Here is an 18,299-nt window from a genome sequence, read left to right as displayed (position 1 = left end):
AGTGGTCGCTTTACGTGAAACTCATAGTGCCTCGTTTAATTTTGAAACTTGGGGTGAAAGATTAGATCTGCCTGCAAGTGAAAAAGATATTCTGCACCGCACTTACCTTTATGTTTTAGATAAGATGCACGCAACTGATAAAACTGTCATTGATAATTACTCACGCTTAACAGCTGAAATCGTCTCGATTTTACTTACCTTAAGCATGGATCTTGAATCTTATCAGGTGGCGTTTTTGTATCCTGCTTATGAAAAGAAAATTTTAAATGACGAAGAAATTAAGGAAACTTTCGGGCAATGCATTTGTAAGCTTTTACATAGCGTAAAGGATATGGAGGCAATCCGCTTCCTGCAGAATTTAAATTCGGATAAAACTACCGATCAGCAGGTAGACAGAGTGCGTCGCATGCTCTTATCCATGGTTGATGATGTAAGAGCGGTGGTAATAAAACTTGCCGAGCGTATTGCGGTAATAAGAGCGGCCAAAAATGCTGATGTAGCGACCCGTAATTTAATTGCTAAAGAAATTGCCAATATTTACGCACCTCTTGCTAACCGCTTAGGCATAGGTCAGCTTAAATGGGAACTTGAGGATCTGGCGTTTCGCTGTCTGCATCCTGATATTTATAGAGATATTGCCAATAAGCTTGATGAAAAGCGTATTGACCGTGAAAGATATATAGAAAACTTTGTAAAAGAATTAAAAGAGCTACTCGAAAGTTCGGGTATTCACGGTGAAGTTTACGGACGCCCCAAGCATATTTACAGTATTTGGCGCAAGATGCAGAAAAAGCATCTTGAGTTTAATGAGCTTTATGATGTTCGCGCCGTACGTGTCGTGCTTGAAAAGCTTCAGGATTGTTATGCGGCATTAGGTGTTATTCACACCAGGTGGCATCATATCTCAAGTGAATTTGATGACTATATCGCAAATCCTAAACCTAACGGTTACCAGTCAATTCATACCGTGGTGTACGGTGACGGGCATAAAGCAGTAGAAATTCAAATTCGTACTGCGGCAATGCATCAGATGGCAGAGCTTGGTGTCGCTGCGCATTGGAAATATAAAGAAGGCTCAGGTCAAGGCTCAGGTGTCGAGCAGCGCATCAATTGGCTGCGTAAGCTGCTTGCGTGGCGTGATGACATGGTTGAATCAGGTGCCCTTCTTGATGAGTTTCGTACCCAGGTTTTTGAAGATCGCGTTTATGTGTTTACTCCGCGTGGTGAGGTTGTTGATTTGCCGACAGGTTCAACACCGCTTGATTTTGCTTACCAGGTTCACACCATGGTAGGACATCGCTGTATCGGAGCTAAAGTTGACGGACGCATTGTCCCTTATACCTATAAGCTAAATACCGGAGAGCAGGTTGAAATAATTACCCAGAAAAATCCTAATCCTTCACGTGATTGGCTGAATCCTGATAACGGATTTTTACGTACGGCAAAAGCCCGTGCTAAGGTCTTATCTTGGTTTAGAAAAGTCGATCATGACAAGAATGTTGAAGAAGGATCTGATTTAATTGAAAAAGAGGTTTCGCGCCATGAACTTAACTTAAATAAAGATCAGGTCGCATCTTTAATTAAAGATAAGTTGTCGCGTTTTAATGTTAAAACAGTTGATGATGTTTATGCAGGAGTCGGTGCCGGTGACATTAAATTAAATCAGATCATAAGTTACCTTGAAGAACGGGTATCAAAAAATAAAGTTGCCGAAAAAGAAATCGGCATCGATGATTTGATGGCGACTAAAAATGCAGCTTTACTTAATAAGAGAAAACAGCATAAAGGTGCTATCATAGTTGACGGTGTCGGTAATTTAATGACGCATATTGCAAAATGTTGTCAGCCTATCCCTGGTGATGAGATTGCAGGTTTTGTAACGCAAGGACGCGGCATATCAATTCATAGAGCAGATTGCAGTACTTTTGCGGAGCTTAAAAAGAAAAATCCCGAAAGAGTTGTTACGGCAGAGTGGGGCAGTAACACATCAGCTGGCGGCTATACAATAACTGTAAGAGTCGTAGCTCAGGATTATTCAGGCCTTTTAAGAGACGTTACTACCATCATCGCCAATGAAAAGATTAATGTGCTCGGAGTTCGCTCTCACATAGATCGCTCAAAGGATTTGTCGATAATTGATATTGACATGATGATTGTTAATGTTGATTCAATGAACAGAATGATTACTAAACTAAATGATTTAGATAGAGTGCAGTCTGCTAAGAGAATGTAACTTAAAATTTTTAGGAATAAAAAATTATTAATTTTGGGAAAATAAGGTTTTATGTCATATTTTATTTATCGACTGGCTGATAAAGTTCGTTCTTATGAAGTCAGAAACTTAAATGATTTATTAGTATTTTTTAAAATAATTGTTTTTTCTTTAAAGACGTTGTTTATTAAACCTTTACAGGTAAGGCCTTCTTCAAAAGCACTTAACATTGGATTCATTTTTAGTGGGGGAATAGGAGATCAAGTAATAAGTGCTCAATGGGTGAAAGTTTTTATCGAAAAGCTTATTTCTCAAAATATTTCTTTTTATAGTGTATTAATGTTTCCAAAAGAAAAAAACGGGAAATTAATTACTTGCGGATTTTCAAGGATAGATAAAATTGCGACTCGTAGTTATTTAAATTTTCATAAATTTGATTTACTTATAGGTGTTGATCAATTTGTTAAAATTTATTCGATAAACTATAAATATTTAAATAAATATGCAAATACTTTAGTTAAAGATATTCACAAAGCCCAATCCTTTACACAAGATTTAATTCATTTTTCATCGCATGAGTATCATTATTCCGTGATGAATTATGCTTTAATGAAAAATTGGAATAGATATGATTTAATGGGAGCATGTGGTTTATGTGAATTTGGGAGAAAGACAATTCCATTTTTTTATATTAATCGTGATGAAAAACAAAAAGTATTAGAAAAGTTTAATTTAAATAAAACAAATTTTATTACCATCCATACAGGTGTTGGAGATATTCCCAATATTGGGATTTCTGATTTGTCAAATAAAAACACTATAAAACAGTATGCTACAAGATGTATTCCTCTTCCATTATGTGAAAAAATAGTTACTTTATTGAAAATAAAGGTGCCAAATGTTTGTGTTGTGCAAATTGGAGAGCCTGATAGTTTACTTATTTCAAATGTAGATATCCAATTGGTTGGGAAAACCTCTTTTGAGGAAAGCCTTTATTTACTAAATTCATCACAGTGTCATATTGATAATGATGCCGGTCTAATCCACATTAGGCATGCTATGAATAAAAGATCAGTGGTTTTATATGGACCTACTGCTGCAGATTTTGTTGGCTATGAAAATGATATAAATATTCAAGGAAGTTGTACCCCTTGTATGTGGCTGTCTTCAGATTGGAATGTTAATTGTTTTAAAGGGTATAACGAAGCTTTATGTATGTCACAGATAAATGCCAATAAAGTAGTAGATGGTGTATGTACGATTATTGGTGATATTAATTAGTTGTAGAATAAGTTATCTGATTATTTATCAATATTATAATTATATGAAAATTATTCATAATTTATAATTAGTTATATATTTTGATGTATTATATTTTAGGCTTGTCTATGATATAATCTACGTTTAATTTTTGATTGAACGGAGTTTTTCATGTCTGCATCTCCTGTAAAGCTGATTTTTGTTACCGGCGGCGTGGTTTCATCCTTAGGTAAAGGTATCGCTGCCGCATCTTTGGCTGCGCTGCTTGAAGCTCGTGGCATCAAAGTAACCATGTTAAAACTTGATCCTTACATTAATGTTGATCCGGGCACTATGAGTCCGATTCAGCACGGTGAGGTATTCGTAACAGAGGACGGTGCGGAAACAGATTTGGATTTAGGACATTATGAGCGCTTTATTCGTACCAAGATGTCCCATCGCAACAATTTCACTACTGGCCGTATTTATTCAGATGTCATCAGAAAAGAGCGCCGTGGTGATTATTTAGGCGCTACCATTCAGGTTATTCCCCATATTACCAATGCCATCAAAGAGCGTATTTTGGCAGGTGCTGAAGGCAACCAGATTGCTTTAGTTGAAATCGGCGGTACTGTCGGTGATATTGAGTCTTTACCTTTCCTTGAAGCAATCCGTCAGCTTGCCGTTGATATTGGACGTGAAAATGCTTTATTCATGCATTTGACCTTGGTTCCTTATTTAAAGACCTCAGGCGAAGTAAAGACCAAGCCTACTCAGCATTCTGTGAAAGAATTGCTTTCTATTGGCATTCAGCCTGATATTCTTATTTGCCGCTCCGAAGGTTCAATTCCGCCTCATGAGCGCCATAAGATAGCAATGTTCTGTAATGTGCCTGAACGTGCGGTCATTTCCTTAAAAGACGTTGACTCAATTTATAAGATCCCGGCTTTACTTAAGAGCCAGTACCTTGATGAGTTTATCGTTAATCGCTTTGGCATTGAATGCAAAGAAGCCGATTTATCAGAATGGGAGCAGGTATTGTTCCAGCAGGCAAATACCGTAGGCGAAGTTACCATCGGTATGGTTGGTAAATACGTTGAGCTTCCTGATGCCTATAAATCGATTAATGAGGCTTTAAAACACGGTGGTCTTAAGAATCAGTTAACCGTCAATATTAAATACATTGATTCTGAGGATGTGGAAGTTCGCGGTACTGAAATGCTGCAGGGTGTTGATGCTATTTTGGTTCCGGGCGGATTCGGCAGTCGCGGTATTGAAGGCAAGATAATTGCAGCCCGTTATGCGCGTGAAAACAATATTCCGTATTTGGGCATTTGCCTTGGCATGCAGGTGGCAATTATTGAATATGCCCGCGATGTCGCAGGTATGCAGGGAGCTAATTCAACCGAATTTGATCCTAAGACTGCTTATCCTGTAGTCGGTCTTATTACTGAATGGATTGATGAAGAAGGAAAGGTTGAGAAGCGTTCGGATAAGTCTGATTTAGGCGGAACTATGCGTCTTGGCGGCCAGCTTTGCCATTTAAAACAGGGGTCAAAAGTTCGCGCGCTTTACGGCAAAGATGATATCGTAGAGCGTCACCGTCATCGTTACGAAGTAAACGGTAAGCTTATTTCCAAGTTAACGGAAAAAGGACTTTCAATTGCCGGTTTGTCAACAGACAATAAGCTTGTAGAAATTGTTGAAATTCCTTCACATCCGTGGTTTATCGGTGTTCAGTTCCATCCTGAATTTACCTCTAATCCGCGTGAAGGTCATCCGCTGTTCTCCGGTTTTATTAAGGCGGCTAAACAGTATCAGGATCTACAGCATAACGCTTAATTATATTAGGCAAGGCAGATATCATGGCCATGAAAGTTATTTCTTTTTGCCTGCTTATAGCCATAGGTTTTCTTTCCTATGACATATGGGCGGGGAGAAACGGGCTTAAGCAATATGAGGAGATATCTGCCAATTTGCTTAAAGCGCAGCAGCAGTCTGCTAAGTTGCAGGATCGAAATCAGGCGGTTATTGATGAGCTTAATGATTTAAAGCAAGGAAATACCGCTATTGAAGAGCTGGCGCGTACTGAGCTGGGACTTATTCGTGAGGATGAGACCTTTTTCCGAATTTTAGGTGATAAATAATAATTATAAAAATTCATGGATAGCTTAAAGCTTGATGTCGTTATTCCGGCAGCCGGTGTCGGTAGTCGTATGGGAGCAAAAGTTCCTAAACAGTATTTAATGTTGGGAACTAAAACTATTTTAGAGCGTACCCTGGAAATCTTTCTAAACTCTCCCCTTATTAATCGCGTTATTGTGGTTATCAGCAAAGATGATGAAATATTTCAAACCCTTGAAATCGATTCACCCAAACTGCTTATAGCCTATGGCGGAAAAGATCGTGCTGACAGTGTCAGATCAGGTCTTAACCAAGTTACTACAGACTGGGTTTTAGTTCATGATGCTGCCCGTCCTCTCTTGACTTTAGAAGATTTAGCTATCTTGGTGGTAAGAGGGCGAGAAAGTGATTGCGGAGCTATTTTGGCAGCTCCGGTTGCTGATACCTTAAAAAAATCTGACGGAAACGGTAAGATCGCACGGACTGTCGTAAGAAAAAATGTATATCGGGCTTTAACTCCGCAGTTTTTTAAAACCGATCTGCTTGTTAAAGCATTGGATGAGGCTGCTAAAGAGCATGCTGAAATTACCGATGAGGCTTCGGCTCTTGAGTTTTTGGGCTACCATCCCCTTTTGATTGAAGGCAGATCAGATAATATAAAAATAACTAACAAAGCTGATTTACGAATGGCAAAAGCTTTGGTTAAATTAAGAGAAAGATCAAATAAGTTTAAAGCGGTTTAATTTCATGAAGATACGAGTAGGTCACGGTTTTGATGTTCATTGTTTTGGAGGCGAAGGTCCTTGTACTTTAGGTGGAGTTAAAGTTCCCTATGAAAAAGGACTTATAGCTCATTCAGACGGTGATGTGCTTATTCATGCTGTGTGTGATGCGATATTAGGAGCCTTGGCTCTAGGAGATATCGGTCATTTCTATCCGGATAATGATGATAAGTTTTTAAATATCGATAGCCGTATTCTACTGCGGGATGTGTATTTAAAAATAAAGACATTAGGCTTTGTGATTGGAAATGTCGATGTAACCGTGCTTGCCCAAGTTCCGAAACTTGCCCCGTATGAACATAAGATGAGAGAGAACCTTGCTGAGGATTTGCAAACTGATTTGCAAAATGTCAGTATAAAGGCTACAACTACTGAAAAGCTCGGTTTTGTGGGAAGGAAAGAAGGAATTGCCGTAGAGGCTGTGGTATTACTTGAGCGTAAGGATTAAGGGTTTACTTTGAATATATTTTCATATTTATATGAGTTATGCATAAAGCTTGCCAAACATCCTAAAGCAGTGTGGTTTTTATGCATCAATAGTTTTATTGAATCGATTTTCTGGCCGATTCCTCCTGATGTAATGTTAGCTCCGATGTGCCTTGCAAGGCGCAGCCATGCATTGCAGTATGCTGCTCTTACTGTTATTACCTCAGTTTGCGGCGCGGCATGCGGATATTACTTAGGTTATTTTATTTACGATCCTTATATTGCCGATATCATCACATGGCTTAATTATGAGTCATCCATGGAAACCGTACGCCATTGGTTTACTATGAAATACGGTATTTTAATGATTTTTATTGGAGCTTTTACTCCGGTTCCGTATAAGGTTATTGCCGTTACTTCAGGCGTAGTGGCTGCAGAAAGTGTTGCCAATACTGGCAGTGCCGGTATGCTTACTATCGTAAACTTCCTTTTAGTTTCGATAGTGGGACGCGGTTTGAGGTTTTTCCTTGAAGCCGGAATTATCATGTTAGGCGGAGAGCGTATGGAAAAAGCTCTGCGCCGTTATATTGATATTATCGGTTGGCTGTGCGTGGCATTAGTTGCACTTTATATCGCTTATGAAATGTTGTGGAATGAATAATCATGCATAAAATTTTACTTTTATCCGTTATTGTTGCCGGAGTTATTGCCGGAGGCTGTGCCACTTCAAATCGCGATTATTCAGCATCAAGCCTGGTTGTGGATGTAACCGATCCTCATTCAACGGTAAGCGCACCGACTGCCGTTGTCAAACAATACAATAAAAACGGACAGGTTGTTAATGCCAGTGTTTCTTCAAGACAAAATCAAAAGCAATCACAGGTAAGCTATGTAAATAATGAAAATATTAATAACGTAGCTTTGGAAAATAATTCCGTTTCTAATGCAAAAAGCAGCGGAGCGTTAGAGCCTGTTGCTGTTAATTCTGCTACTGTGGCTACATCTAATTTAAATGTCGCTGTAAGCTCTTCAGTAAATAACATAAATGCAGCCGATCGTTATCAAGTAGTTAAAGGCGATACTCTTTATTCAATAGCCTTTCGTTATGGACTTGATTATCGCGATTTAGCTAAGAAAAACGGGATTGAGCCTCCGTATAACATTGCGGTAGGTCAGATTTTGGCACTTAATTTAAGCAGCGCAAAAGCTCCTGAGTACATTGTAAAAAAAGGTGACACCCTTTATTCCATCGCAAAAGCTAACGGTCAATCAGTCGACTTTTTAGCAGGAGTTAATGATTTAACTCCTCCTTATACTCTTGAGGTTGGTCAGAAATTATCTTTAGCAAGACATAACGGCAATAGCGCAACAGTTGCTAAAGTAGAAAATACCGTACCGGTCGCGGGAGAAAAAGAAGTTGAAGCCTCAACTTCATCAAAAGAAACTGCAGCAAAAGCACAAAAAGAAGAGAAAGTTTCTACTGTAGCTACAACTCCTGTAGTAAGCGGTAAAGCTCGTACGGTAAGCGGAGTTTCCTGGACATGGCCTACGCAAGGTAAAGTTGTAAAGCAATTCTCACTTGCAGAGCATGGCAATAAAGGCATTGATATCGCAGGAACACGAGGTCAGCAGGTTTTAGCCGCATCTGACGGACAGGTCGTATACGCGGGCAATGCTTTGCGCGGGTATGGCAATCTTGTGATTATTAATCATGATAACGAGTTTTTATCTGCTTATGCACACAATGATGTATTACTTGTCAAAGAAGGACAGAAAGTAAAGCGCGGACAGCAGATTGCTAAAATGGGCTCTACTGACGCATCCTCAGTAGGGCTGCATTTTGAAATCCGTTATCGCGGGCAGTCAGTAAACCCGATTAAATATTTGCCCAAATAAAGGCTAAGGCTGTAACGAGTGACAACGTCAGATAAATTTGAACCAAGCGATCTTGAATTAAACAGAATTCAGGAAGAAGAGCAGGAAGTTTCTTCAAGTTTTGAAGAAAAAGATATTCCTGTTCCATCTTTTAGCGGTGATTTGCTTGTTTCATATATAAGCTCGGTAAGACGTTATCCTTTGCTTTCTCAGGAAGATGAGGTAAGACTAGGTCGTCTTGTACAGCAAGGTGACGTTAAAGCTCGTAATTCTATGATCACGTCAAACCTTCGTTTGGTTATAAAAGTAGCTCGAGACTATCGTACTCGCGGCGTTCCGATGCTTGACCTCATAGAAGAGGGTAATTTAGGTCTAATTCATGCGGTAAATAAATTTGATCCTGAGCGTGGTTTTAGGTTTTCAACCTACGCAACCTGGTGGATCCGTCAGGGCATTGAACATGCGGTGATGAATCAGTCGCGTTTAGTGCGCTTACCTTTTCATGTCATAAAGGATTTGAATCAGGTTTTAAAGGTTAAAAAGAAGCTGCAGGAAAAAGCGCACGGACAGGCAGTGGCTGTTAAGGATATAGCAAAAGAGCTTGATATTGATGAAGATAAAGTGCGTTCAATGCTTGTAGTAGCTGAAGGTATATCAATATCAGATCTAAATGTTAAAAATAAAGATAGTGAAAAAAATGTATCCTTGCTTGATCTGCTTGCTGATGAAAAAACACCTACTCTTGAAGAGCAGTTTGGTAATACTGAAATTGAAAAATTATTAAGATCGTGGATCGATTCTTTAAATGAAAGACAAAAAATCATTGTCATTCATCGCTTTGGTATCAATGACAATGATATCAAGACATTAGAAGAGATAGGCGAAATGTTGCATCTTACTCGTGAGCGCGTAAGACAATTGCAGAAAACCGTGCTTATTTCGCTTAAAAAATTTCTTAAAAATTATGGATTTTAGTTTTTAAGATAGTTTTTAATTTGCTCGTTGATATCAAATTGTTTTAATAATTCAGGATCCGGATCCACATAAGGCTTATCAATAAATTTTCTTAGATTTACTTTATCAATATCATCAAAAGATAAGATATTTTCTTTAAACTTATAAAGATTATTGGCATTTAAATCGCGGTTGGTGATGATTTTCTTTTTAAGAGCAAGAGCTTCTGCTGTTCTAAATGAAAGCCCTTCATCAGGAGATAGTCTATAGAGGTCAATAATTAGTTTTGCATTTGCAAAATTGCGTAAATATTGAGAATAATTAACAGGATCTGTATTTACTTTAGAATCATTAATTTTTAGGTCAAAAAGTTGATTTAGGTTTCGCTTTACTTGTGATCTTTGTTCTTTATCAAAAACAACAAAATCTATATAAAATTTTAGATTGTATTTATTGAATTTTATTAAAAGTTCTTTTAAAAAAGACAATATTGCACTATTGGCACCTCCTAAGAAATAAATATCATATTGATCTTGCTTTGCTGATGATTTCAAATTATTTAATGAATAAAAATCGACACTATTGACCCAATAATTGATCTTTAGCTGTAAAGAATCTTTTAATGAATAGGTTTCGAACAATACATTTTTAAACTTATGTTTGTTTTTTGTAATAAAATTTTTATGTTTTTTGCTCATAATCATATCGTGGTATCTGGATATGATTTTTGCATTGGGATATATTCTATTAAGATATTTTATAAAAGATAAAGAAAAGCAGTTATAAACAATACATATTTTTGTATCAAAATTTTTAGAATTTTTTAAATTGTCTAAAAACCATAAATAGTCGCTTACAAATGTTGAAAAATCAAAATGAATATTTGTAAATTTATAGTTTTTTGTATGAAATTTTATTAAATCAAAAAGATGAAATGTTGACAAAGTTATTATTTTTATTTGGTGGGTATCATGTAATAATGTATCAGAAACTATTTTTCTGTAGGAGCATAAAGGAGCTCTAAATTTTTTTCTGCATATATAAATAAAAAAAGATTTTATTTTTTCATTTAGAGAATGACATTCTTTATTTTTAAAATAGTAATACTCATTCTTATTATTTACGATATCACTCAGCTTTATCTCTCTTAGAGATTTTTTTATTATGCAATTTTGAAATACATTAGAAATTGATGGAAAAATATCATTCGGGGATATATTTTTTTTGTCACTTTTATTAATAATAACTAATCTTATTTCGTTGTAATTCATTTTAAATATTCTCTATAAATTTAAAACTACTATTAGCTTTGTCATTTTAAGATTTCGAGTTTTTGTTATAAAATTTAACTCAAGATCTTCTTGGTAAGAATTTTGGGATATTTTAAAATAGTTTTGTATTTAACTTTTATTCCATTTGATAAATTTCTCGTAAAACAAATAAGATGTTCATTCAATTCCATGAGATGCTAAATAAGTATTAAAATTGAATAAATCTAAATCTCTTTTAGAATAAGTTGCGTTAAAGTTTTGTAAAAATTGTTCTAACTCTCTGTTATCAATAATAATATTTTTATTGCTATCCTCTTTTACAAACAAAATATTTTTTGGAGTGTAAAAAGATTCTTTTTGTATTATTTCTCTATTTGTAATAATTTTTTTATTAAAAATAATACCCTCAGGAATTCTAAAAGAATATCCTTCATTTGTTGAGAATCTGTAAAAATCAACAATTATATTGTTATTATCATTTAAAAGCTTTATGTATTCAATATAGCTAATATATTGTATTACTTTAATAGCGTCATACTTAAAATTTATATTAATCTGTTTTATTGAGTTAATTTGAGATGAAGATAGATTATTTAGTACAAAATAAAAATTAATTTTAACTTTAGCAGAAAATAGAATATTTGCTAATTGTACAAGTGTATTAAATCTTTCTTTATTTACAACTCCAAGAAAAAAGGCTTTATTTTCATTAAATTTGTATTGTGGATTATTTTGATTAATGATTTTATCTACATTTATAGTGTTTGGTATATATTTTATTTGATGATTGATTGCGTCATAGAGACTGTAACTTTCTATATGAATATTAGGTTTGTTGGACGCAAAATCTTGTAGTTTTTTAAGCCCTGATAAATTAATGTATCCGCTATCGAAGCAATCAATGAATCTTACATATATGGCGCTCTTGGGGTATAAATTTATTAACATTTTAATAAATGTTAAATTAGTTGTATTCATACAAATTATAGATTTAGTATTTAAATCTTGAAATAATTTTATTTTTGATATTATATAAAGTATATATAAGTACAAATTAAACTTATTTTTGTCTATGAGTCTAATTGTGTGAAAAGATGTTTTATTTAACAAATCACTATTAAATTGACTTCCATATATAGCGTTGATTTCTGGAGATTGCATAATAAGTTTGTATATTGTGCGTTCTTTAGAAAAAATTAGCCTTTTAAGCTCTGAGGTTACAGACCACCTTTTTCTGCAAATATTTATTAAATGTAATAAAGCCCCTAAATCCTTTTTTATATCTTTTCTAATTAAGAAATAATTTTTTTTTGAAAATATATCTGCAATAGAAGGACGTTTATTAGATATCATGATGTTTATATTATGATATCCATACTTAATGGTTGAGATTGATAAATTCTTGGTCAATATAATAATATTTTGATTTTTCATTTTAAAGATTCTAACTGTTTAATTTATAAAGAATATTTTCTAAAATTTTAAAGGCCTGTATAGGGGTGGTTTCTTCAATATTGATTTTTTGCAGAAACTTTATTAATTCTAGGTGGTTGTCCTTTCTTTTTGACGCATTATATAAATTATTTTCATTTTTTGATAAAACAGGTGTCACAGTTTCATTTTTATTGAAATATTGACTGTTTTTCACTTTATTGGAGTTGAAATTGGATGTTTTTTCTCTTTTGTTTAAAGCTGTTGAAATAACTTCATAAGGTAGACCTGCTAGTTTTGCTACCTCTATACCAAAAGATTTTGATTGTTTACCTGTTTCTGCATGATACAGGAAATAAATTTGTCCATTTTTCTCTTCAGCATTAAAGCAAAGATTTTTAGCGTTAGGGAATTTTTCAGCAAGATCTGTAATTTCAGTGTAATGAGTTGAAAACAATGTTAGAGGTTTTAATTTTTCACAAAGATATTCAACTATAGATTGAGCTATAGACGATCCTTCTTCGCCACTGGTGCCTCGTCCGACCTCATCCATCAACACTAAGCTTTGATATGTAGCATTATTAAGAATTGTTGCTGTCTCTTCCATTTCAACCATAAAGGTTGAACGCCCAGAAGCTAAATCATCTGATGCTCCGATACGAGTAAAAATACGATCGATATCTCCGATTATAGCTTTTTTAGCAGGTACAAACGATCCGATACGAGCCATTATCGCAATTAATGCATTTTGGCGCATGAAAGTCGATTTTCCTCCCATGTTAGGACCTGAAATGACGGCTATACGCTTGTCTTTTCCAAGTTCTAAATTATTTGTCATAAACGGAGAATCAGATAATGACTCAACTACGGGATGCCGTCCTTCTTTAATTTCAATGTAAGATTCATTTACAAGAGTAGGGCGGGTGTAGTTATTGCTTTCTGCTTCTTTGGCAAAAGATAAAATAACGTCAAGAAAAGATAGGGATGCTGCTAGATTTGTAAGATCTCCTAAATTTTGTTGTAACTTTTGCAAGATATTTTCATAGAGCTCTTTTTCGATAATCAGAGACCTGCTTTGAGCGTTTAAGGTTTTTTCTTCAAGTTCTTTAAGTTCAGGTGTTATAAAACGCTCGTTATTTTTTAAAGTTTGGCGTCTTATGTAATCTTCAGGAACTTTTGCAGAGTGAGTTTTAGGAATATCTATGTAGTAGCCGTGTACTTGATTGAAATTTACTTTAAGTGAGGAAATTCCGGTACGTGCCTTTTCTCTATCTTCAATTTCCTTAAGCCCCTTAGCAGATCCTGACATCAACTCTCGAAGCTCATCAAGCTCAGTGTTGTAGCCGTCAGCTATAACGTTGCCTTCTCTTAATAAAGAAGCTGGTTCCTCAGCAATAGCATTATAAAGTAATTCATAAATTTGCGGTAGCGGATTTAGTTTATCATTAAATGCTTTGAAGCTTTCTCCTTCAATGAAATTTAAAGAATCTTTAATTTGTGGGGTTAAAAAAAGGGCTTCGCGTAATTTTGCAAGATCACGAGGTCTTGCTGAATTTAAACCGATACGGGCTGTTATTCTTTCTAAATCGCCGATTTCACTTAAGTATTTACTTAAATTATCTTTTTCGGATGAATTTATAAGCTCTTCAACAAGGTTTAAACGATTTTCAATTAGTTGATTGTTGCGTGACGGCTCTACTATAAAACGCTTTAAAAGTCGGCTTCCCATTGCCGTATGTGTTTTATCTAAAATACTTAATAACGATCCGTAAGATTCGCCGCGTAAGTTGGTTAAAAGCTCAAGATTACGCTGAGCACATTTATCTAAAATAACTGATGCTGAATTTTCATCACGGCTTATAGATTTTATATGCTGTAAGGAAACGTTTTGTGTATCTTTTACATAGGCAAGAAGAGCACCGGCTGCACAAATTCCTTCATCTAAGTCTTCAATATCAAAACCGATTAAACTGTTAGTGCCAAATTGTTTACATAATAGGTTATATGAACCTTGGAAATCAAAATACCAAGGGGCAAGTTTCTTTTTACAAACTATATCGTATAAAAGAGCATTTGTAATTTTAAGATTTTCAGGTATAAGAATTTCAACAGGTGTATTTTTATCAAGAAGTAACCTTAGGCTTTTTTCATTTGCCGCAATAGCAGTTTTAAATTTTCCGGAGCCTAGACTTAACGTTGCAAATCCGTAAAAACGCTTACCTTTAAAAATACATGCAATTTGATTGTCAGAGCGATCTGGTGCTATTCCTTCATCTATTACAGTTCCTGGGGTGATGATTTTTGAAACTTTGCGAACCATCATTCCTTTAGCTGTCGCAGGATCTCCTATTTGTTCGCATATTACGGCAGATTCTCCGAGCTTTATAAGTTTTGCAAGATATCCTTCAACAGAGTGAAAAGGGACTCCAGCCATAGGAATAGGATCGCCGTTGTTGGTTCCTCTTCGCGTTAAGGTCAGATCGAGTAATTCCGATGCATTTTTAGCGTCATCATAAAAAAGCTCATAAAAATCGCCGAGACGATAAAAAACTAAAGTGTTTGGATATTTCTTTTTAATTTCAAGATATTGACGCATCATTGGCGTAACTTTTTCTGACGGAGTGCGCATTTATGATTTTCTTACCTTATTAAAAGTTTTAATTATTTGCTTTTTGAGTATATTTGTTTGTAAGATTGTGAGTTAATTACAAATTGTAATTATGGACTAAAAGTTAGATGATGTAAAAAAAACATGCTGAAGTTTATATAATTTTAGCTCTGTTACAATAAATCATTGATCAAATCATAAATCGCCTCGTTTTTCAAATCCTGAAAAACGAAACAAAAAATTTAGGAAGTGATATAGCTTAATGAGCAATAGCCTGCTTTGTAGCTTTGATTTTGTTGTTGGTATATTCAACAACATCTTTAATGACTAGCTTTTTTATTGCGGAAATGAGTGTGTCCATTGTCGCAAAGTTAGGTTTGTCTTTTTTGACAGGAAGCATTATCACATCAGATTTGATTTTCTTACTGCTAATACTGTCACCCCAAAAATACTTGTGTTTGAGACTACGATTTACACAAGTTACTAAACCTAAAAAAACATTTTCATTTGCTGGTTGATGCTTTTTCAAATATAGGGTTAAGTTATGGCTATCATTAGAAAAAAAGTCTTGTTTTTGGTAAGTTACAATGAATATTTGAAAAATATCATATACCTCGATCATAAATCCCACACACTTTGCGCACTAAATCCCATTTACACTTCGTTCACCTAATTTCACTAACTTCGATCAGTCATTATTTTTTATATTTACTCCCATTCCACAATGAATTTGCGGCACTTTAGCCGTTTTAATTGTGGAGACTTTATTATGAGTCAAGGTAAAAATACAGAGCCCAATAAGCTCAGAAACATCTGCTGCCAAATTTTGTTGGGTGGAAGCAGCAGGTATATCGCAGAGCGTTTAAATTGCTCCGCATCATCGGTTCTTAACTACACAGCGCGGCTTCGTTATGCCGGAATTGATTCTTTAGATCGATTGAGCGCGTTATCTGATGAACAGTTACACGACATAATTTATAAACAAGGAAAATGCTTGAGATCATGTAAAAAGGAATCATTAACAATCAAGCAATTATCCGATAACTTAACTCAGTCATCAGCTGTTTTACATCCTGATTATCAAAAATTCGCCGACGAATATTTTGACCGACGCCGCAAGGTTCAATTTTTATATACCGAGTACTTGGAGCAATGCTCGGAGCAGAATAAAAGCTGCGTTTCCCGTACTACCTTTTATCGACATTTGAATCAAATAATAAAGCAGCAATGCACCATAAAACCGATAATGAAACAAGAACACGTCTACGGTGCAGAGCTGCTTATCGACTACACCGGCAGCACTTGCAATTTATTGCAGTCTGACGGTACTTTTAAATCATACAGCATCTGTGTCCTGACATGGGCGGCAAGCAACTATATTTATGCCGAGCTTATTCCGCAGCAGACCTGTGAATGCACCTGTAATGCGATAAGTCATGCTTTATGTTTCTTCGGCTGTCGACCGTCAGTATTGGTCAGCGATAATGCCAAAAGCATGGTTCTAAGGCATGCGACCGGACGAGACGTGATTTTAAATCCTTCATTTGAGTATTTTCTGCAGCGCTGCGGCATCATTTTGGATGCCAATAATCCTTTTTCACCGACATCCAAAAGCAGTGTGGAGTTGTCCGTCCGTATGATACAAGAACGGGCGCTGCCGCGACTTTATACCGGAGCCGTAAAACCTCTTAGCGAATATAACCGCGAATTATTAGTCTTAATTAATCAATACATAAACAGCGTGGGTTTTAGAAACAACTGCAGCGGTACTTCACGTAAGGAGTTATTTTTAAAATATGAAAAACCGGCGGCAGCTCCGCTGATGCGGGATTTACCTTTATATATCGAGCATATTCCCTTACTTAAGGTAAAGCCTTATTACCGAGTTAAAATCGACGGCTGCTCTTACTCCGTTCCTTATCACTTAATCGGTGAGTTCGTTGATGCCGATATCTCAGGATCTACGGTCAAGATTTACCACAAAGGAATTTTAGTCGCATCTCATCCTAAAGCCATAGCGAACAAAAAGGATGTTTTAAATCCCGATCATATGCCTGAAAATCACCGCGCGGTAAGAGACAAACGTTTAAAGTATCAAAACGTTCAGGATATCTTAGATAATGCACAGCCTTTAAGTGATGTTTTGTGTGCTTGCTGCCGCGTCTTTACCGACCGTTTCGGCATGAGCCGCAAAGATTTTTGTATTTACCTCATTAATCTTTATAAGCGTAAACGTTATGAAAAAGAGATCTTTGATGAAGCGTTGAACCGATTAATGACCGAGCCTGTCGCTAAATGGAACTCGTATTTGCTCAACGATATTCTCGATGACATCAGACTGTATCAACGCAATCATTACGGTGATTATGAACGACAAAGCGTTTTAGGCTTCGTTGAAACCGGCTCTGCTTTTTTGCGCGGTAAAAAAGCCTTTGACAACCACGATAAGGAGTAGCGGTCATGGCCCAAATGATGCAGCAGCAACGCGATTTGCTTATAAAACTAAGAGAGTTACATCTTAACGGCTTTGCCGAGATGTTGGAAACCCAATTTAATAATCCGGATATTTATGCCGAAAGTACATTCGAAGAGCGCTTAAACTTATGCCTTGATGAACAGGAAGCGTATGTTAAAAACAGACGCTACGCCAACCTTATCAAAAAGGCCAAACTTAAGGATAAACTATCCTTAAACGACATAATGAAAGCACCGTCTCCGGGATTATCTAAAGAACAGCTCAAAGTACTGGCGTCCAACACTTGGATAACCAATCCGCAGAATATCATTATCCAAGGCGCATGCGGTGTCGGTAAAACGGCATTATGCTGCGCTATCGGCTTTAATGCCTGTAAAGCACAAATGAGTACCTACTATTATCGTACCTCAGATTTGCTTGAAGAGCTGGAGAGTCTAACGGCTTACACTGCCAAGATGAAACTTATTAAAAAGCTATCTGACGCTAAAGTTTTGATCCTGGATGACTTCGGGACTACAAGACCTAGCGTGAACTCGCTTACCGGATTCTTTTCCATTATTGACAATCGTACCAAAACTAATCCTACAGTGATTGCAACAATGTTAAAGAGTACGGCTTTCATCGACTACTTAGGAGGAGAACAAATGGCTGAATCAATAACCGACAGATTGTTGAATCCGAGTATTCGCATTACGCTTCAAGGAGAATCCAGAAGAAAAAGATGTAATCTAATCTGATAAAACGACTCCCGAGATAACTCTCGGGAGCTATTAATGATCGAAGTTAATGAGATTAAGTGCACGAAGTGGTATGAAATTTTATGCTCGAAGTTAATGAAAATAACTGAACGAAGATCTTAGTATTTACCCCGGATCGCCTGATTTTTTATGTAGTATAGCAG

At 35.9% G+C, this 18,299-nt stretch carries 15 protein-coding genes; 11 read left to right on the top strand and 4 right to left on the bottom strand.

Annotated features, from left to right (window positions below; genetic code table 11):
- Position 1 precedes the first annotated feature (1 nt).
- From relA to HMPREF9444_RS06560, 9 genes are all read left to right on the top strand, one after another.
- On the top strand, positions 2-2,233 hold the full coding sequence (relA, locus tag HMPREF9444_RS06600; protein ID WP_009143629.1) for a GTP diphosphokinase: 2,232 nt from the start codon (positions 2-4) through the stop codon (positions 2,231-2,233).
- A gap of 51 nt (positions 2,234-2,284) precedes the next feature.
- The gene (locus HMPREF9444_RS06595; RefSeq protein ID WP_009143628.1) at positions 2,285-3,493 is read left to right on the top strand and encodes a glycosyltransferase family 9 protein; all 1,209 of its coding nucleotides are present in this window, start codon (positions 2,285-2,287) and stop codon (positions 3,491-3,493) included.
- 150 nt (positions 3,494-3,643) lie between these two features.
- A complete protein-coding gene (locus HMPREF9444_RS06590; protein ID WP_009143627.1) occupies positions 3,644-5,293 on the top strand; it encodes a CTP synthase in 1,650 nt (549 codons plus the stop codon).
- Between the two features lie 23 nt (positions 5,294-5,316).
- Complete coding sequence (locus HMPREF9444_RS06585; protein ID WP_009143626.1) at positions 5,317-5,598, top strand: septum formation initiator family protein; 282 nt, start codon at positions 5,317-5,319, stop codon at positions 5,596-5,598.
- A 15-nt stretch (positions 5,599-5,613) separates the two neighbouring features.
- Complete coding sequence (ispD, locus tag HMPREF9444_RS06580; protein ID WP_009143625.1) at positions 5,614-6,318, top strand: 2-C-methyl-D-erythritol 4-phosphate cytidylyltransferase; 705 nt, start codon at positions 5,614-5,616, stop codon at positions 6,316-6,318.
- A 4-nt stretch (positions 6,319-6,322) separates the two neighbouring features.
- Positions 6,323-6,805 carry a 2-C-methyl-D-erythritol 2,4-cyclodiphosphate synthase gene (gene ispF, locus HMPREF9444_RS06575; RefSeq protein ID WP_009143624.1) on the top strand — a complete coding sequence of 161 codons (483 nt, stop codon included), beginning with the start codon at positions 6,323-6,325 and terminating at the stop codon, positions 6,803-6,805.
- 9 nt (positions 6,806-6,814) lie between these two features.
- Positions 6,815-7,444 (top strand): YqaA family protein, encoded by a 630-nt coding sequence (locus HMPREF9444_RS06570; protein ID WP_040909359.1) that lies wholly within the window; start codon positions 6,815-6,817, stop codon positions 7,442-7,444.
- 2 nt (positions 7,445-7,446) lie between these two features.
- Positions 7,447-8,679: a peptidoglycan DD-metalloendopeptidase family protein gene (locus HMPREF9444_RS06565; protein WP_009143622.1), complete on the top strand. Its 1,233-nt coding sequence runs from the start codon at positions 7,447-7,449 to the stop codon at positions 8,677-8,679.
- 18 nt (positions 8,680-8,697) lie between these two features.
- A complete protein-coding gene (locus tag HMPREF9444_RS06560; protein WP_009143621.1) occupies positions 8,698-9,633 on the top strand; it encodes a sigma-70 family RNA polymerase sigma factor in 936 nt (311 codons plus the stop codon).
- Here the strand turns inward: HMPREF9444_RS06560 and HMPREF9444_RS06555 are convergent.
- From HMPREF9444_RS06555 to HMPREF9444_RS06540, 4 genes are all read right to left on the bottom strand, one after another.
- Positions 9,630-10,883 carry a WaaS/CpsH family glycosyltransferase gene (locus HMPREF9444_RS06555; protein ID WP_009143620.1) on the bottom strand — a complete coding sequence of 418 codons (1,254 nt, stop codon included), beginning with the start codon at positions 10,881-10,883 and terminating at the stop codon, positions 9,630-9,632. The two genes, HMPREF9444_RS06560 and HMPREF9444_RS06555, sit on opposite strands and share 4 nt — an antisense overlap.
- 177 nt (positions 10,884-11,060) lie before the next feature.
- Positions 11,061-12,317: a hypothetical protein gene (locus HMPREF9444_RS06550; protein ID WP_009143619.1), complete on the bottom strand. Its 1,257-nt coding sequence runs from the start codon at positions 12,315-12,317 to the stop codon at positions 11,061-11,063.
- Between the two features lie 10 nt (positions 12,318-12,327).
- Complete coding sequence (gene mutS / locus HMPREF9444_RS06545; protein ID WP_009143618.1) at positions 12,328-14,943, bottom strand: DNA mismatch repair protein MutS; 2,616 nt, start codon at positions 14,941-14,943, stop codon at positions 12,328-12,330.
- A 238-nt stretch (positions 14,944-15,181) separates the two neighbouring features.
- On the bottom strand, positions 15,182-15,544 hold the full coding sequence (locus HMPREF9444_RS06540; RefSeq protein WP_009143617.1) for a hypothetical protein: 363 nt from the start codon (positions 15,542-15,544) through the stop codon (positions 15,182-15,184).
- Between the two features lie 147 nt (positions 15,545-15,691).
- Here HMPREF9444_RS06540 and HMPREF9444_RS06535 point away from each other — a divergent pair, with 147 nt between their 5' ends.
- Positions 15,692-17,377: a Mu transposase domain-containing protein gene (locus HMPREF9444_RS06535; RefSeq protein ID WP_009143616.1), complete on the top strand. Its 1,686-nt coding sequence runs from the start codon at positions 15,692-15,694 to the stop codon at positions 17,375-17,377.
- 5 nt (positions 17,378-17,382) lie between these two features.
- Positions 17,383-18,135 carry an ATP-binding protein gene (locus HMPREF9444_RS06530; protein ID WP_009143615.1) on the top strand — a complete coding sequence of 251 codons (753 nt, stop codon included), beginning with the start codon at positions 17,383-17,385 and terminating at the stop codon, positions 18,133-18,135.
- The last annotated feature ends 164 nt before the right edge of the window (positions 18,136-18,299 follow it).

The organism is Succinatimonas hippei YIT 12066 (genome assembly GCF_000188195.1).
Taxonomy (GTDB): Bacteria; Pseudomonadota; Gammaproteobacteria; order Enterobacterales; family Succinivibrionaceae; genus Succinatimonas; species Succinatimonas hippei.
The sequence above is the reverse complement of the archived record's forward strand: the minus strand, read 5'-3'. Positions and strand labels throughout refer to the sequence as shown.

Coding starts and splice junctions, on each gene's coding strand:
- HMPREF9444_RS06595 (WP_009143628.1), top strand. CDS start 2,285: ATGTCATATTTTATTTATCGACTGGCTGATAAAGTTCGTTCTTATGAA.
- HMPREF9444_RS06530 (WP_009143615.1), top strand. CDS start 17,383: ATGGCCCAAATGATGCAGCAGCAACGCGATTTGCTTATAAAACTAAGA.
- HMPREF9444_RS06550 (WP_009143619.1), bottom strand. CDS start 12,317: ATGAAAAATCAAAATATTATTATATTGACCAAGAATTTATCAATCTCA.
- mutS (WP_009143618.1), bottom strand. CDS start 14,943: ATGCGCACTCCGTCAGAAAAAGTTACGCCAATGATGCGTCAATATCTT.
- ispD (WP_009143625.1), top strand. CDS start 5,614: ATGGATAGCTTAAAGCTTGATGTCGTTATTCCGGCAGCCGGTGTCGGT.
- HMPREF9444_RS06585 (WP_009143626.1), top strand. CDS start 5,317: ATGGCCATGAAAGTTATTTCTTTTTGCCTGCTTATAGCCATAGGTTTT.
- HMPREF9444_RS06590 (WP_009143627.1), top strand. CDS start 3,644: ATGTCTGCATCTCCTGTAAAGCTGATTTTTGTTACCGGCGGCGTGGTT.
- ispF (WP_009143624.1), top strand. CDS start 6,323: ATGAAGATACGAGTAGGTCACGGTTTTGATGTTCATTGTTTTGGAGGC.
- HMPREF9444_RS06555 (WP_009143620.1), bottom strand. CDS start 10,883: ATGAATTACAACGAAATAAGATTAGTTATTATTAATAAAAGTGACAAA.
- HMPREF9444_RS06540 (WP_009143617.1), bottom strand. CDS start 15,544: ATGATCGAGGTATATGATATTTTTCAAATATTCATTGTAACTTACCAA.
- HMPREF9444_RS06535 (WP_009143616.1), top strand. CDS start 15,692: ATGAGTCAAGGTAAAAATACAGAGCCCAATAAGCTCAGAAACATCTGC.
- HMPREF9444_RS06565 (WP_009143622.1), top strand. CDS start 7,447: ATGCATAAAATTTTACTTTTATCCGTTATTGTTGCCGGAGTTATTGCC.